Annotated in this window: 13 protein-coding genes and 1 other RNA gene; 3 read left to right on the top strand and 11 right to left on the bottom strand. The window is 72.5% G+C overall.

Annotated elements, in window-relative coordinates; all coding sequences use genetic code 11:
• Window positions 1-336: 336 nt before the first annotated feature.
• The 3 genes from ITJ50_RS15185 to ITJ50_RS15175 all read right to left on the bottom strand — a co-directional run bounded on the left by ITJ50_RS15185 (window position 337) and on the right by ITJ50_RS15175 (window position 4,967).
• Window positions 337-3,288 carry a bifunctional [glutamine synthetase] adenylyltransferase/[glutamine synthetase]-adenylyl-L-tyrosine phosphorylase gene (locus ITJ50_RS15185; protein WP_194590846.1) on the bottom strand — a complete coding sequence of 984 codons (2,952 nt, stop codon included), beginning with the start codon at window positions 3,286-3,288 and terminating at the stop codon, window positions 337-339.
• A gap of 36 nt (window positions 3,289-3,324) precedes the next feature.
• Window positions 3,325-4,662 carry a type I glutamate--ammonia ligase gene (gene glnA / locus ITJ50_RS15180; RefSeq protein WP_017886077.1) on the bottom strand — a complete coding sequence of 446 codons (1,338 nt, stop codon included), beginning with the start codon at window positions 4,660-4,662 and terminating at the stop codon, window positions 3,325-3,327.
• 125 nt (window positions 4,663-4,787) lie between these two features.
• A complete protein-coding gene (locus tag ITJ50_RS15175; RefSeq protein ID WP_017886076.1) occupies window positions 4,788-4,967 on the bottom strand; it encodes an SPOR domain-containing protein in 180 nt (59 codons plus the stop codon).
• A 149-nt stretch (window positions 4,968-5,116) separates the two neighbouring features.
• On the opposite strand from ITJ50_RS15175, the gene map reads away from it, so the two are divergent.
• The 3 genes from map (at window position 5,117) to rnpB (ending at window position 7,305) form a co-directional block, all read left to right on the top strand.
• Entirely contained in the window at window positions 5,117-5,980 is an 864-nt protein-coding gene (gene map, locus ITJ50_RS15170; RefSeq protein WP_031259254.1) for a type I methionyl aminopeptidase, read from the top strand.
• Between the two features lie 41 nt (window positions 5,981-6,021).
• A complete protein-coding gene (gene ppgK, locus ITJ50_RS15165) occupies window positions 6,022-6,771 on the top strand; it encodes a polyphosphate--glucose phosphotransferase (protein WP_042537019.1) in 750 nt (249 codons plus the stop codon).
• 173 nt (window positions 6,772-6,944) lie between these two features.
• Window positions 6,945-7,305, top strand: an RNA gene (gene rnpB / locus ITJ50_RS15160) — RNase P RNA component class A.
• Between the two features lie 722 nt (window positions 7,306-8,027).
• On the opposite strand, the gene ITJ50_RS15155 is transcribed toward rnpB, so the two are convergent.
• The 8 genes from ITJ50_RS15155 to ITJ50_RS15120 all read right to left on the bottom strand — a co-directional run bounded on the left by ITJ50_RS15155 (window position 8,028) and on the right by ITJ50_RS15120 (window position 14,763).
• The gene (locus ITJ50_RS15155) at window positions 8,028-8,762 is read right to left on the bottom strand and encodes a zinc ribbon domain-containing protein (RefSeq protein WP_194590845.1); all 735 of its coding nucleotides are present in this window, start codon (window positions 8,760-8,762) and stop codon (window positions 8,028-8,030) included.
• A gap of 2 nt (window positions 8,763-8,764) precedes the next feature.
• On the bottom strand, window positions 8,765-9,610 hold the full coding sequence (locus ITJ50_RS15150) for a Nif3-like dinuclear metal center hexameric protein (RefSeq protein WP_017886072.1): 846 nt from the start codon (window positions 9,608-9,610) through the stop codon (window positions 8,765-8,767).
• 165 nt (window positions 9,611-9,775) lie between these two features.
• Window positions 9,776-10,852 (bottom strand): hypothetical protein, encoded by a 1,077-nt coding sequence (locus ITJ50_RS15145; RefSeq protein WP_194590844.1) that lies wholly within the window; start codon window positions 10,850-10,852, stop codon window positions 9,776-9,778.
• A gap of 107 nt (window positions 10,853-10,959) precedes the next feature.
• Window positions 10,960-11,574: an RBBP9/YdeN family alpha/beta hydrolase gene (locus ITJ50_RS15140; protein ID WP_194590843.1), complete on the bottom strand. Its 615-nt coding sequence runs from the start codon at window positions 11,572-11,574 to the stop codon at window positions 10,960-10,962.
• Between the two features lie 64 nt (window positions 11,575-11,638).
• Window positions 11,639-12,622 (bottom strand): helix-turn-helix transcriptional regulator, encoded by a 984-nt coding sequence (locus ITJ50_RS15135; RefSeq protein WP_140448001.1) that lies wholly within the window; start codon window positions 12,620-12,622, stop codon window positions 11,639-11,641.
• Between the two features lie 124 nt (window positions 12,623-12,746).
• The gene (locus ITJ50_RS15130) at window positions 12,747-13,160 is read right to left on the bottom strand and encodes an ATP-binding protein (RefSeq protein ID WP_017886069.1); all 414 of its coding nucleotides are present in this window, start codon (window positions 13,158-13,160) and stop codon (window positions 12,747-12,749) included.
• Entirely contained in the window at window positions 13,160-13,495 is a 336-nt protein-coding gene (locus ITJ50_RS15125) for an STAS domain-containing protein (RefSeq protein WP_017886068.1), read from the bottom strand. The genes ITJ50_RS15130 and ITJ50_RS15125 overlap by 1 nt, the downstream gene beginning before the upstream one ends.
• A 59-nt stretch (window positions 13,496-13,554) precedes the next feature.
• Entirely contained in the window at window positions 13,555-14,763 is a 1,209-nt protein-coding gene (locus ITJ50_RS15120) for a multidrug effflux MFS transporter (RefSeq protein WP_236559467.1), read from the bottom strand.
• Between the last annotated feature and the right edge of the window lie 755 nt (window positions 14,764-15,518).

Here is a 15,518-nt window from a genome sequence, read left to right as displayed (position 1 = left end):
CGGAGCAGTCCCCCGTCGTGCTGACAGCACTCCTGCGGACCACTGTTCCGACGACCGTCGTCCGGATGGGCAACAGGTGCGGCCTGGAGGCACGGGCCGACTCCGACGGAAAGCCCAGGTCAGCAGGAGGTCACCGGGCGTGTCGGGGGACGTCGGAAAAGGTCCCCTGGCGGTCCGGTGGGAGTTCGGTCACGGCCCGGTAACGGCTCCGACAGCACTCCGGGCAGGGGTACGAAGGACGGGTCGTCGGGGGACGCAGCGCGACGCGGAGAATTCACCTTCGACGGGTGCTCAGGTCGGGTCCGTCAGAAGACATCCGGGCGTGTCGCGGGCGGGTCAGGCGCCGTAGAACTCGCGCTCGAACACCTGTCGGGCTCGCCGCGTGATGCCGAGGTAGTCGTCCTCGAGACGGCTCGCGGAGCCCGGCGGGTACTCCATCAGACGAGCGACACCCTCGAGCTGGACGCGGTCGACGGGCAGGACGTCGGTGGTCTTCCCCGACCACAGCACGAGGGCGCTGCGGGTGCGCGACGCGAAACGCCAGGCGGCTCCGAGCCGCTCGCCGTCCTCGGCACCGACCAGTCCGGCGTCGACCGCGGCGTCGAGGGCCTCGAGCGTGGACGTCGTCCGGAGCGAGGGGATCTCGAGCGCGTGCTGCAGCTGCAGGAGTTGCACGAACCACTCCACGTCGCTGAGCGACCCGCGCCCGAGCTTGAGGTGCCTGGCCGGGTCCGCGCCGCGGGGCAGCCGCTCGGACTCCACCCGGGCCTTGATGCGGCGGACCTCGCGCACCTGGTGGTCGTCGATCTGTTCCGGGTACCGGGTGCGGTCGGCGAGGTGCTCGAAGTCGCGGAGGAGCTGCGCGTCGCCGACGGCGCCCCGTGCGCGGAGGAGCGCCTGGGCCTCCCACGTGAGCGACCAGCGGGCGTAGTAGGCGCCGTACGACTCGAGGGTCCGTACGACGGGGCCGTTCTTGCCCTCGGGCCGCAGGTCGATGTCCAGGTCGAGCGGGTGGATCGTGTCCTCGGTGAGCCGGTTGAGCTCGCGCACGATCGTCTGGGCGGTCCGGGACGCGACCTCGGGTGCCAGGTCGGGTGCCCGGTATACGTACAGCACGTCGGCGTCGGACCCGAAGCCGAGCTCCCGTCCGCCGTACCGGCCCATCGCGATGATGCCGAACTCGAAGCCCTCGGGGGCGTCGCGGCGGGCGAGTGCGAGGGCTCCGGCAAGGGTGGCCTCGGTGACGTCGGTCAGGGCCGGGCCGAGACCGTCGACGTCGAGCGAGCCGAGGACGGCGGCCATGCCGAGCCGCAGGGTCTCGCGGCGGCGGGCCGACCGCAGCAGGGCCGCGGCGCCGTCGACGTCGTTGCCGTGCCGGGCGGTGGTCGCGGTCATCTCGGCGAGCAGCGAGTCCATCGGTCGTGGACGCAGCAGCGCCTCGGGTTCGTCGAGCCAGGCCACGGCCTCGGGGAACCGCTCGAGCAGCCCGGACAGGAACGCCGACTCGGACAGCACGGTGGTGAGCGAGTGCGCGGCACCGGAGGAGTCCCGCAGCATCCGGAGGAACCAGCTCGACTCCCCCAGGCCGTCGCTCAGCCGCCGGAAGGCGAGCAGGGCGCGGTCCGGTGCCGGCCCCTCGGCCATCCACCGCAGGAGCACCGGGAGCAGGTTCCGCTGGATCGCCGCACGCCGGCTCGTGCCCTGGGTGAGTGCGCGGATGTGACCGACCGCACCGGTGGGATCGACGAAACCGACGCCTGCCAGGCGGTCGACGACCTGGTCGTTGGTCAGGACGATCTCGTCCTCGGTCGAAGCCACGGCAGACAGCAGCGGACGGTAGAACAGGCGCTCGTGCAGCCCACGGACCTCGAGCTTCACGGCACGCCAGCGGGCCTCGAGCGCCGGCGCCGATGCCGCGACACCGCTCGACCGGGCGAGCACCCGCAGCTCCTCCTCGTCGGAGGGCATCAGGTGCGTCCGCTGCAGGCGGCGGAGCTGGATCCGGTGTTCGAGCACGCGGAGCAGGGCGTAGTCCGGCCCGAACCGCGCGGCCTCGGCACGGCCGACGTACCCGGCGTCGGTCAGCGCGTCCATGGCCTCGAGCGTCGACCGGACCCGGACGGACGGGTCGTCGCGGCCGTGCACGAGCTGCAGGAGCTGCACCGTGAACTCGACGTCACGCAGGCCGCCGGGGCCGAGCTTGAGCTGCCGGTCGACGTCGGCGTCCGGGATGTGCTCCGTCACACGCTCGCGCATCCGCTGCACCGACTCGACGAACCCCGGCCGGGTCGCGGAGTTCCACACGAACGACGCGACGGCCTCGGCGTAGCGGGCGCCCAGGTCGGCGGAGCCGGCGATCGGACGGGCCTTCAGCAGCGCCTGGAACTCCCACCCCTTCGCCCAGCGCTCGTAGTACGCCACGTGCGAGTCGAGGGTGCGGACGAGTGCTCCGTCCTTGCCCTCGGGGCGCAGGTTCGCGTCGACCTCCCACAGGGCGGGTTCGGCGGCGAGGTCGGTGATCGCGTGCATGGCGGCGATCGCGATCCGCGTGGAGACGAGCACGGCACGGTCGACGGCGATGTCGTCGGTGGACTCGGTGACGAAGATGACGTCGACGTCGCTGACGTAGTTGAGTTCGCGCGCACCGGCCTTGCCCATCGCGATCACCGCGAGCGGGGTGGCCGCGACGTCGGCCGCGGGGAACGGCACCTCGCGCCGGGCGATGTCGACGGCGGCGTCGAGGGTGGCGCCGGCCAGGTCGGCGAGGCCCGCCGCCACGGCGGGGAACGCATCGGTCGGCACGTCGTGCAGCACGTCGAACAGCGCGATCTGGGCCAGGTGCCGGCGGTAGCGCACGCGCAGGCGCATCCGGGCGTCCTCACCCGTGGCGCCGTCGACCGCCTCGGTCAGCGACGCCGTGTACCGCTCCTGCGACCACGGTTCGGCGACCGGCTCGAGCAGCAGGTCGAGTTCGGCGGGCCGTCGGTGCAGGAACTCCCCGAGGCCGATCGACGCGCCGAGCAGGTGGATCAGGCGCTCGGTCGCCGCGCCGTCCGTCAGGACGGGGCGCAGCTCGTCCGGTGCCCGCTCGAGCAGCCGCTCGAGCATCCGCAGGGCGCCGTCGGGATCAGCGGTACCGCCCCAGAGCCCGGCAGACCCCGCGACCGGCAGCGGCACGTCGGGGCCGAACCGGCCCTCCAGGTCGGCAGCGCGCTCCAGGCTCTCCGACAGCTCGGCGAACCCCAGACGGGCCAGCTCCGAACGTGACGTCGTCGTCCGACCGGTCATGTGGAACGTGCTCCCGAGGGGTCAGGGCGCTCGGTTCTAGAGCGCGCCGAGGTTGGTGTCGAGCTCGAACGGGGTGACCTGGTCGCGGTAGCGCTTCCACTCCTGCCGCTTGTTGAGCAGCACGAAGTTGAACACCTGCTCGCCGAGGGTCTCGGCGACCAGCTCGGAGTCCTCCATCAGGCTCAGGGCGTGGTCGAGGCTCGACGGGAGCTGGCTGTACCCGAGGGCCTTCCGCTCCGAGTCACTGAGGCTCCAGACGTCGTGCTCGGCTTCGGCGGGGAGGTCGTACTCCTCCTCGATGCCCTTGAGGCCGGCGGCGAGCAGCAGCGAGTACGCCAGGTACGGGTTCGCCGCCGAGTCGATGCCGCGGTACTCGATGCGTGCGGACTGGCCCTTGTTCGGCTTGTAGAGCGGCACGCGCACCAGGGCCGAACGGTTGTTGTGTCCCCAGGTCACGAAGGACGGGGCCTCGTCGCCGCCCCAGAGCCGCTTGTACGAGTTGACGAACTGGTTCGTCACCGCGGTGATCTCCGGCGCGTGCTTCAGCACACCGGCGATGAAGTGCTTAGCCGTCTGCGACAGCTGGTACTGGCCGCCCGCCTCGTAGAAGGCGTTCTGGTCGCCCTCGAACAGCGAGACGTGGGTGTGCATGCCGGAGCCGGGCTGGCCGGAGATCGGCTTCGGCATGAACGTCGCGTAGACGCCCTGCTCGATCGCCACTTCCTTCACCACGGTGCGGAACGTCATGATGTTGTCCGCCATAGTCAGTGCGTCGGCGTAGCGGAGGTCGATCTCGTTCTGCCCGGGGCCGGCCTCGTGGTGCGAGAACTCGACCGAGATGCCGAGGTCCTCGAGCATGCGGACGGACCGACGGCGGAAGTCGTGCGCGCTGCCACCGGGGACGTTGTCGAAGTAGCCGGCCTGGTCGACGGGCTGCGGGCCGCCGTCCTTCCACTCGCGGCTCTTCAGCAGGTAGAACTCGATCTCGGGGTGCGTGTAGAACGTGAACCCGCGGTCGCTCGCCCGCGCCAGGGTGCGCTTCAGCACGTTGCGGGGGTCGGCCACGGCGGGCTGCCCGTCCGGCGTCGTGATGTCGCAGAACATCCGCGCGGTGGGGTCGATCTCGCCGCGCCACGGCAGGATCTGGAACGTCGAGGGGTCCGGGTGCGCCAGGACGTCGGCCTCGTACGAACGGGTGAGGCCCTCGATCGCGGAGCCGTCGAACCCGATGCCCTCGGCGAACGCGCCCTCGACCTCGGCCGGGGCGATCGCCACCGACTTCAGCGTCCCGATGACGTCCGTGAACCAGAGTCGGATGAACTTGATGCCGCGCTCCTCGATGGTGCGGAGCACGAAGTCCGTCTGCTTGTCCATGCACGACCTTTCCGTGTATCGGGTGGCCGCTGGCGGGCCTCGTCCCAGGCTAGTGGTCCGGCGGTGTGCGCGGGGCCGTGCGACGCGCCGTCACCAGGGTGCCGACAGGCCGCCGACCGCGGTGCTCAGCGGTCCTCGGCGTCCCACTTCTCGTTGTTCGCGGCGATGCGGTCGAGCGCGTGCTGCGCCTCCTCGCGCGACTCGAACGGGCCGATCCGGTCGCGCTGCGGCGACTGGGGACCCTGCTCGACCTGGCCGGTCTTGTCGTTGAACCACCACTGGGACTCGATGCGTTCGTCGCTCATGGCGCCCACCGTACCCACCTGACCCCCTGGAGGCCCGGTGCCGGTCCGGCGGACCGGCACCGGGCCTCCAGGCGGTCGCGTCCACCCAGCCAGGCCGCACCGTGCAGCCGTTGCGCTCGGCGCGTCGCGCCGCGGCTAGAGTGGTCGCCATGCCCCGGGACGAACACGGACACCTGACCGCCGGCCGGATCTCCCCGCACCGCGCCGTCCCGAAGGACATCGAGCGTCCGGAGTACGTCGGGAAGGTCGAGCCGCACGAGCACGGCCTCGGTGACACCTACACGCCCGACGAGGTCGAGCGCATCCGGGTCGCCGGACGCATCGCGTCGCAGGCCATCGACGCCGTCGGGCAGGCGATCCGCCCCGGCGTGACCACCGACGAGCTCGACCGCATCGGGCACGAGTTCGTCGTCGCACACGGTGCCTACCCCTCCACGCTCGGGTACCGCGGCTACCCGAAGTCGCTCTGCTCGAGCCTCAACGAGGTCATCTGCCACGGCATCCCCGACGACACCGTCCTGCAGGAGGGCGACCTCGTCAACATCGACATCACCGCCTACAAGGACGGCATGCACGGCGACACGAACCGGACGTTCGTCGTCGGCCAGGCGTCGCAGGAGGTCGAGGACCTCGTGACCCGCACGCGACTCGCCCTCGAGCGCGGCATCAAGGCCGTCGCCCCCGGTCGCCAGGTCAACGTCATCGGTCGTGCCATCGAGGCGTACGCGAAGCGGTTCGGCTACGGCGTCGTCCGCGACTACACCGGACACGGCGTCGGTCGGGCGTTCCACTCCGGCCTGATCATCCCCCACCACGACGCACCGCAGTACGACACGGTGATCGAACCCGGCATGGTGTTCACCATCGAGCCCATGCTCACACTCGGCGGCATCGAAGCCGACATCTGGTCCGACGACTGGACCGTGTCGACCCGCGACAAGTCGTGGACCGCGCAGTTCGAGCACACGCTCGTCGTCACCGAACGCGGCGCGGAGCTCCTCACCGTCTCCTGACCGGACACCTCCGGCAGGCAACCGAAAGGCACGACAACCTCATGACCTCCCTCGCAGTCGGCGTCGACATCGGTGGTACGGGCATCAAGGGCGCGATCGTCGACGTCGCGTCCGGCGCCCTCACCACGGACCGCATCAAGAAGGCCACGCCCGAGGGCGGGAAGCCCCAGGACATCACGGCGGTGGTCAAGGAGATCATCGGTGAGCTCGCCCCCGGTGACGACGTCCCCGTCGGGGTCTGCTTCCCGGCGATCGTGCGGGACGGCAAGACGATGTCCGCCGCGAACGTGTCGAAGAAGTGGATCGGCTTCGAGGCCGAGGCGCTGTTCGAGAAGGAACTCGGCCGCTCCATCCACTTCGTCAACGACGCCGACGCCGCCGGGTTCGCCGAGCAGCAGTTCGGTGCGGCCAAGGGCAAGGACGGCCTGGTCATCGTGACGACGCTCGGCACCGGCATCGGCACCGCGCTCATCAACGACGGCGTGCTCATCGTCAACTCCGAGTTCGGCCACCTGGAGATCGAGGGGCACGACGCCGAGTCCCGCGCCTCGTTCGCCGCCAAGGAGCGCGACGACCTGTCGTGGAAGCACTGGGCGAAGCGCCTGCAGAAGTACTACTCGACGCTCGAAGCGCTGCTCTCCCCCGAGCTCTTCGTCGTCGGCGGCGGGGTCTCGAAGCAGTACGAGGAGTTCCTCCCGCTGCTCGACCTGCAGGCGGACATCATCCCCGCCACGCTCCGAAACAACGCCGGCATCATCGGCGCTGCGACCCTCGCCGCGCGGAGTCGGTAGCGCTGGGCCCGTCGCAGGCGTACCTGGTCGAAACGGGCCTACCCGGTCCGAACTTCCGACCAGGGACGACCGTTCTCATCAGCGACGCGCGCAAGTCGCGCGCACGTCCTGCGTCGGGCGGCGTCGGGCGCCGCGTCGGGCGCCGCGGACCCGGGTAGACTCGCAGCAGCGAATGGGTCGGTGAGACGGTCGCGTCGCTCCCCCGGGAGCGCCGAGGAACGTCCGGGCTCCACAGAGCAGGGCGGTGGGTAACACCCACCCGGAGCAATCCGCGAGACAGTGCCACAGAAAGCAGACCGCCGGCGGCAACGTCGGTAAGGGTGAAACGGTGGTGTAAGAGACCACCAGGGGTCCGGGTGACCGGATCCGCTCGGTAAACCTCGCCCGGAGCAAGGTCAGACAGAGGACGTTGAGGCTGCTCGCCGAGTCCTCGGGTAGACCGCTGGAGGCCGACGGCAACGTCGGTCCGAGAGAGATGGCCGTCACCGCCGCGCAAGCGGCGGGACAGAACCCGGCGTACGGCCGGCCCATTCGCCCCTTCTCGGTGCCGTGTTGGCCGGCGCGCGCTCGGCGCGCTCGGCGCGCGCGGTCACGACTCCCCGCTCGGGTTCGCCGAGTGGTCACGAAGTGTCGGCCGGCACCGCCGCAGCCGACAGTTCGTGACCAGTCGGCGCCACGCGAGCGACGCGTTGCGACCAGCCGACGGAACGGACTGGAGGCGCGGCGCGGTGCCGCCACGGGCCTCCCGTCGGTCGGCGCACGGGGTCACGACTCCCCGCTCGGGTTCGCCGAGTGGTCACGAAGTGTCGGCTGGCACCGCCGCAGGCGACAGTTCGTGACCAGTCGGCGCCACGCGACCGACGCGTTGCGACCAGTCCACGACGGACTGGAGGCGCGGCCCGGTGCCGCCACGGGCCTCCTGTCGGTCGGCGCGCGCGGTCACGACTCCCCGCTCAGGTGCGCCGCGTGGTCACCAACCGTCGGCCGGCACCGCCGCAGCCGACACTTCCTGACCGACCGGCGCAACGCGAGCGACGCGTTGCGACCAGTCCACGACGGACTGGAGGCGCGGCGCGGTGCCGCCACGGGCCTCCCGCCAGGCAGCGCGCGCGGTCACGACTCCCCGCTCAGGTTCGCCGCGTGGTCACCAACCGTCGGCCGGCACCGCCGCAGCCGACGCGTTGCGACCGGCCCACGACGGAGCGGAGGCGCGGCACCAGCCGGCACCGCGCCTCCGCTCCGGACGTCGCTCGCGTCTACAGCCCGGACTCGGCCGTCCGCACCAGGATCGCGTCGCTGTCGGGGCACAGCACCACGTCGTCGGGCGCAGCCCGGCGGATGGTCTGCAGGTCGGAGTTGTTGAGCGCCACGCCCGAGGCCGTCGACACGCCACCCTGCAGCAGTGAGGCGCCGAAACCGTAGCGCGCACGCTGCCGGTCGTACAGGGCGAGCAGCTCGGCCGGCACCTTCGCGGCGACGTCGGCGCGGGCCTGCTCGGCGGACTCGCGGTCGGCGGTCAGCCGGGCGATCTCGGCGTCGCGCTCGGCGACCAGACCGCTGCGCGCGGACTCCACCTCGGCGAGCTTGCCCTCGATGTCGCCGACCCGGGCACGGAGCCCGTCGAGGTTCTCCATGATCTCGAGCTCGGCGGTCTCGAGGCCCCCGATGCGCCGCTGCAGCGAGTCGAGCTCGCTCTGCAGTCCGGCGGCGTCCTTCGCGTTCGCGACGTTCTGCAGCATCGTGGTGTCGCGCTCGACACGGGCCTGCGCGACCGCGGTGTCGGACTCCAGACGGGCGAGGTCGCGCTCGGCGTCCTCGACCTCGCCCGTGGCGGCGACGAGTCCGCTGCGGAGGCCCGCGGCCTGCTTGCTCAGCTCGGTCAGCCGGTCGCCCTTCTGCAGCGACGTGATGCGGTGCGCGATGCGGGTGACGTCGTTGTCGAGACGCTGGACGTCGAGGAGGATGACCTGGTCCTCGGGTGCTGCCTTCATGGTCAGGCTCCTTCTGTGGGGGTGGTGGGTTCGGCGGCCGGCAGGACGGCGAAGTCCCACGGGTCGGTACGGAGGTCGCTCACGGTGACGCGGACCCCGGCGTGGGCGCGGAGCTGCTCTGCCGCGACGTCGAGCCAGAGCCACTCGGTGGCCCAGTGTGAGGTGTCGATGAGCGCGGGTCCGCCGCCGAGCAGTGCCTGTTCGCGGAACTCGGACGCCGGGTGGTGCCGGAGGTCGCTCGTGATGTAGACGTCGGCGTCCAGTACCGCCGGATGCCCGAGCAGGGAGTCGCCGGCACCGGCGCAGAGCGCCACGGTGTGGACGGGCTGGTCGAAGTCGCCGGAGACGCGGACCCCGGTCGCGGTGGGCGGCAGCAGGTCGACGAGCTTCCGGGCGAGCGCGCCGAGGGTGGTCCCCGCGGGCAGGACACCGACGCGACCGATGCCGGTGTCGGGGTCGGCTCCGGCGTCGAGCGGGCGCTGCGCGGTCAGCCCCAGGCGGTCTGCCAGGACGGCCGAGGTGCCGGTCGTCACGACATCGGCGTTGGTGTGCGCCGCGAGCAGGGCGCTGCCGCCGCGCACGAGGGTCGCGAGGACGCTGCCCTTGTAGGTGGACTCGGCGATCGTCGTCACCCCGCGGAGCAGCAGCGGGTGGTGCGTGAGGAGGAGCCCGGCGCCGAGCTCCACGGCTTCACGGGCGGTGGCGGGGACCGCGTCGACGGCGAGGTGCACGTGCTCGACGGTGGCGTCCGGGTCACCCGCGACGAGCCCGACGGCATCCCACGACTCGGCACCGGCGGCGGGCCACAGGTCCTCGATCACGGCCTGGAGTTCGCGGAGCGTCGGCATCCCGTCAGTCTACCGAGGCGACCGCCCCGCCACGGGCAGCCGGACCGTGTGGGGTGATCCGGGCCTCCAGGCGGTGCGACCGGAGAGGGTGCAACCGGAGGCAGTACAGCCGGACCCGGTGCGACCGGAGCCGGTGCAACCGGACGAGGGCCGGACCGAGGACGGTCAGCGACGACCGAGCAGGCCGAGCAGACGCTCGACGAGTCGCGTCCACCAGCCGGCCGGGCCCGGCGTCGTGGTGACCGCCGCGTCGGCGGCGTCCGCGACCGGAGCCGGAGCCGGGACGACGGGTGCGGCGACGGCGTCCGGTAGGACGACCGGCGTGCTCGCGGTGGTGCCCTGGTGCGCCGTGAGGGCGGCGGCGAAGGCCGCGCGGTCGATGACCGTCGGGCCCGTGGCGGGCAGGACGAGCGGGGTGGGTCGCGTGGACGCGGACACCGGCGACACGGCCGGGAGGCCCAGCACCGGTCGGACGGGTTCGTCGCGTTCCGGGGCGACGAGTTCCACGACCGGGGCGGGTTCCCGGGTGGGTGCCGAGTCCTGCGCTGTGGTCGCGTCCTGTGCTGCAGTTGCGTCGTGTGCTGCTGTTGCATCCTGCGCTGCGCGCGCCGGGAGGCGCGCGGGCCGGGTCACGAGCGCCACCGGCGCGGTCGCTGCGCGACGGGCTGCGGCACGGTCGCGGCGGTCCGCCTCGGCGGCGGCGTCGGCGAGCAGGTCGGAGAAGACGGTGTGGGCGAAGGCGCGGGCGGCCGTCACCTCGGGGTCGTCGGAGCCGGCGACGGTGGCCTCCCACGCGGCGAGGCGCGCGAGGTCCTCGTCACGGCGGCGGACCTCGTCCTCGAGCAGGACGATGCGGTCGATGGTGCTGCGACCCGTGGACCGCGAGACCTCGACGGCCAGATCCTCGATGCGCAGGGCCAGGCGCTCCGGCGGCTCGGGGAACGACGGGGCGCAGACGGCGGCGTGGCGGGCACGGTCGCGGCGGAAGGCCGGGGCCGCGACGGGAGCCGAGTCGGTCGTCGCGTCGACCGGTGCCGTGACGGCGACGGCAGCCAGCGTCTCGTCGGTGGTGGTCGTGCTGTCCGCGACGAAGCCGGGGCGCTGCACGGGGCCGGTGACCGGCGGGACGACGAGGTCCGGCACGTACGGCGCGCGGGTGGCCGGGGCGTCGCGGAGCCACTCCTCGAGCTCGCGGCCGAACGGGTCCACGAGCGGGGTGCGTGCGCCGGACTGGGTCTCCATGTCCGAAGGATAAATATCGCGCGGGCCGAAATGCGGGACATCCGCGGTGTGTCGCTGCACCGCCTGCCATATCGGGTCGGAAGTGAGCGGCGTGTCGCGGCCCGCCGTCACCGCGTCCGTCGGAGGCCGTCCTCGAAGGCCCGCAGCAGCTCCCGGCCGGCCGGCCAGCCGCCGACACCGCTGGCGACGTTCACGTGCCCCAGGGCACCCACACGGACGACGTCCGCGCGCATCGCGGCGGCGAACTCGAGGGCTCGGGATACACCGCAGTAGGGGTCGTCGTCGCTCACGACCAGGTGCGTCGGGACCTGCTGTTCCGGGGGCACCGGACGCGGCGGCGCGAAGCCCGATGCCTCGGCGGGGAACGCGTCGCCGAGCGGATCGGGCGGTGCGACCAGGAAGGCACCGGCGACCAGGGCGGGTGCGGTCGTCATGGTGGCGAGCCAGTCGGCCGCGGCCAGGACGCCGAGGCTGTGGGCGACGAGCACCGGGGGTTCGCTGCACGCGGCGACGGCCGTCGAGATCGCGGCGCGCCAGTCGTCCGCGACGGGGGCGCTCCACGAGTCGGGGGCGATGCGGACGGCGCGGCGGGTCTGCTGATCACGCTCGTCGTGCCGCTCGCGCTCGTCGTGCTGCCGGTCGCGCTCCCAGACGGACTGCCAGTGGTCGGGGTCCGAGTTCCAGATGCCCGGGATGACCACCCACGGTCGCGGTCCGCTCATCCGGGCAGCGTAGCGAACCGGCGACGCACCGAGCCGGAGTGTGACGCGGGGCGTCCTGCCCCGGTCAGGCGTGCGGCACCGCTCCCCGCGGCTGCTGCAGCGTGTCACGCGGGTACTGTCCGAAGCGCGAGGCGTACGCCGCCGAGAACCGGCCGAGGTGCGCGAAGCCCCAGCGCAGTGCCACGCTCGCCACCGTCAGGTCACCGGCCGCCCCGCGTCGGAGCTCCTCGTGCACGCGGTCCAGGCGGATCCCCCGGAGCATGGCGTTCGGTGCCGTGCCGACCTGCCGCTGGAAGGCCTGCTGCAATCCCCGGACGCTCAGTCCGACGTGCTCGGCGACGTCGGTCGTCGTGATCGGGGTGTGTGCGAAGGCGTGCATGAACTCGACGGCCTCGCGGACGCGCCCGGTTGCACCCTGCGGCAGTGTGACGTCGGGGGCGATGGACTCGTGCGGGAAGGTGTCGAGGAAGGCCAGCGCGGTCTCGCGCACCGTCTCGGCGAGGGCGAGGCCGGTGAGTGGCGCCTGACCGAGCACCACGGCTGCCGCACGCTGCACCTGGGCGTTCCACGCGCGGAGGTCCTGGGGCCGGGGCGCCGCGGTGTGGTCGAACACCAGGGGGCCCGGCCGGGTGCCGTGCACCTCGGCGGCGAGGCCTTCGAGGTACGTGCGGTCGAACTGCACCAGGCTCTGCCGGACGTCCTGCAGGTCGAACACGAAGGGGCGTCGCGACGGGAACACCCGGGGCGTCCCCGGTGCGAAGTCGACCTCCTGCCGACCGACGTCCACGCGGCCGCCACCGTCCGAGGTCCACATCACGACGTACTCATCGGGGACCTCGACCTCGCCGCGCATCCGCCCGTCGAACCGGGTGGAGCGGAAGGTCATCGCGTCGTCGCCCACGACCTGGAACCGGTACGCGAACGGACGACCGGTCCGGGACGCCGAGAACCCCGAACTCCCGTAGGCCTCTTCGTACAGTTGCACGGCCGCGTCGAGTCCGGCGCCGGACGTCTCGAACCGGATCCGGGGATCAGGGTCGACAGTCATCGCGCGAATCGTGACACGGTGTCCGGGAAACGCGTCAATCGTCTCCGCGTCATTGCGGTTTGCGGCCCGCGCAGTGCGCTGTGCGGATGAGCGGTCCGACTGCTGGTGCTGGTCCTGGCCCTGGTCAGTGCCGCGACCGCAGGACCGTCCAGCGGTTCCGGTCCGCGACGCGCTCGTACCGCAGGTCGTCGACGACCATGCGGACGAGGGCCAGCCCGCGGCCACCCTCGGCGAAGTCGTCCGGCAGCACGGCGGCATCGGGGTCCACGGTGGCGGCGACCCCGTCGTCGGAGAGCAGCGCCTGGACACGCTCGTTGCCGACCTGGAGCCGGAGTTCGCACGAGACACCGTCCGCACGCGCGCCGTGCTCGATGACGTTCGAGGTGAGTTCGACGAGTGCGAGCTCGAGGGCCATGCGGTCCTCGGCGGAGACGGTCGGCTCGTGCTGCCACACGCCCGCCAGGAACTCGTGCACGGCGGACACGTCGTCCGGCGGGCACGCCAGTGCGAGCATGTGCTCGGCGACGGGGGCGGTCATCACCAGTCGGTCACCGCGGCGTCCCCGTCGGGGTACGTCCGCAGGATCTTGTCGATGTTGGAGAGCTTGAGCACCATCTGCACCTGTTCCGACGGTGCCGCGATGCGGAGGTCGCCGCCGGCCTGTCGCGCGGTCTTCAGGCTGCCGACCAGTGCGCCGAGGCCGGAGGAGTCCATGAACTCGACCCCGGAGAGCTCGACGACGAGCCGCGACCGCCCGTTGCCGACGATCTGGGCGACGGTCTCGCGGAACGTGGGTGCGGAGACCATGTTGAGCCGGCCACTGCACTCCAGCACGGCGGTGTCGGTCTCCGCCTCGTGTACGACGATGTCCATCTCGGTGGGTCTCCTCAGATCGGTGCGCCTTGCAACCAGCAACCTACCGGCTCAGACCCTCAGGTGTGGGACCGGTTTCGCCGCGTCGCCGTCACCTGCACCACGACGGCCGCAGCCATCAGCGCCGCCATGACCCCGCCCATGGCCAGCGCGGTCCCGCCGAGGGCGCCGGCGAGCGGGGTGCCGAGGCCACCGATGCCGAAGGTCAGCCCACCCTGCAGCGCGGCCGCGGTGCCCGGGTGCGCCGAGCCGACGTGCTGCGTCCGGGTCATCGCAGCCGGCAGGACGAAGCCCCACGCGGCCGTCACGACCGCGAGTGCGCACCACACCGGCACCGGCCCGAGGTCGAGGATCGCGGACACCACCACGGCCGTGGCACCGAGGGTCCCGACGACCAGGCCGAGGGTCAGCAGGGCATCCTCGGTGACCCGCCCGACGAGCCGGCCGAACAGCAGCGTGGTGATGATCATCATCGACGCGTTCGTGGCGAAGACGAGCGTGTACAGCCCTTCGGAGAACCCGTACTCCGACTGGAACACGAACGAGCTCGTCGCGATGTACGCGAAGAACCCGACCGTCGACAGCACCCCGCTCAGCACGTACGCCCGGAAGCGCGGGATCGCCAGGAGCTCGCGGATGCGCCGCCCGTTCGCGGCGAACCCGACGCCACCGCGACGCTCGGGCGGCAGGGTCTCGCGGAAGCGCAGCACCACGGCCACGAAGAACACGGCACCGAGCACCGCCAGCACGACGAACATGAGCCGCCACGTGCCGATCGTCAGCACCGCTCCCCCGGCCAGCGGGGCGATCACGGGGCCGATCGCGTTGATGGCCGCGAGGGTGCCGAACACCTTCGCCATCCGGGTACCGCTCGTCACGTCGGACACCATCGCCCGCCCCGCGACAGCACCGGCCGCACCGGCGAGTCCCTGCGCCACGCGGGCCACCACCAGCGTCACGACGTCCGGGGCGAGTGCGCAGCCGACCGACGCCAGGGCGAACAGGGCGGTCCCGGCGACGAGCATCGGCCGACGACCGATCCCGTCGCTCACCGGGCCGACCAGCAGCTGACCCACCGCGAACGCGACGAGGAACGCCGTGAGCGACAGCTGCACGGCGCCGGGGGTCGTCCCGAGGTCCCGCGCGATGGCCGGGAGCGCCGGGATGTACATGTCGGTCGCGAAGGGCGAGACCCCGACGATGAGCGCCAGCGGCACGATCGGGGGCAGCACGGTCGTCGTCGGTCTCGGCATGCGCTCCGTCGTCACCTCGGACACGCTACGCGTCCCCGAATCGATTCGACAGGGCACTTCGTGAGCAGCAACTGTCGGGTCGCGGTGCCGGACGCGACCGTTGCTGCTCACGGATCGCGGGCCCGCGACGTGGGCGCGGACGGACGGGAGGCCCGGTACCGGCCCGCCACGGGCCTCCCGTCCGCCGCCGCGAGCGGTCACGACACCCCGCTCACGTCCGCCGAGCGGTCGCGTTCCGTCGCCCGGCGACCGCGCAGCCGACGCTTCGTGACCACTCGGCCGGGGCCACCCGACGTGTCGCGACCCCTCGGCGAGGGCAGCGGCGCGAAGCTCCAGCGGTCACGACACCCCGCTCACGTCCGCCGAGCGGTCACGTTCCGTCGCCCGGCGACGGCGCAGCCGACGCTTCGTGACCACTCGGCCGGGACCACCCGACGTGTCGCGCCCCCTCGGCGAGGGCAGCGGCGCGAGACACCGAGCGGTCACGACACCCCGCCCACCTCCGCCGAGCGGTCACGTTCCGTCGCCCGGCGACGGCGCAGCCGACGCGTCGTGACCACTCGGCCGGGGCCACCCGACGTGTCGTGACCCCTCGGCGAGGGCAGCGGCGCGAGACGCCGAGCGGTCGGGAGCCGTCGCGCGGCGACCGCGCGGCCGACACTTCGTGGCCGCTCGGGGGCGCGGCTCGGGACGTGCGCGGAGACGGACAGGAGGCCCGGTGCCAGCTGGCACCGGGCCACCAGTCCGGGGGGGGGGGGCGGCAGCCCGGG

It is taken from the genome of Curtobacterium sp. VKM Ac-2889 (assembly GCF_015350855.1).
GTDB lineage: Bacteria > Actinomycetota > Actinomycetes > Actinomycetales > Microbacteriaceae > Curtobacterium > Curtobacterium poinsettiae.
This window is presented reverse-complemented; position numbering and strand designations above follow the sequence as displayed.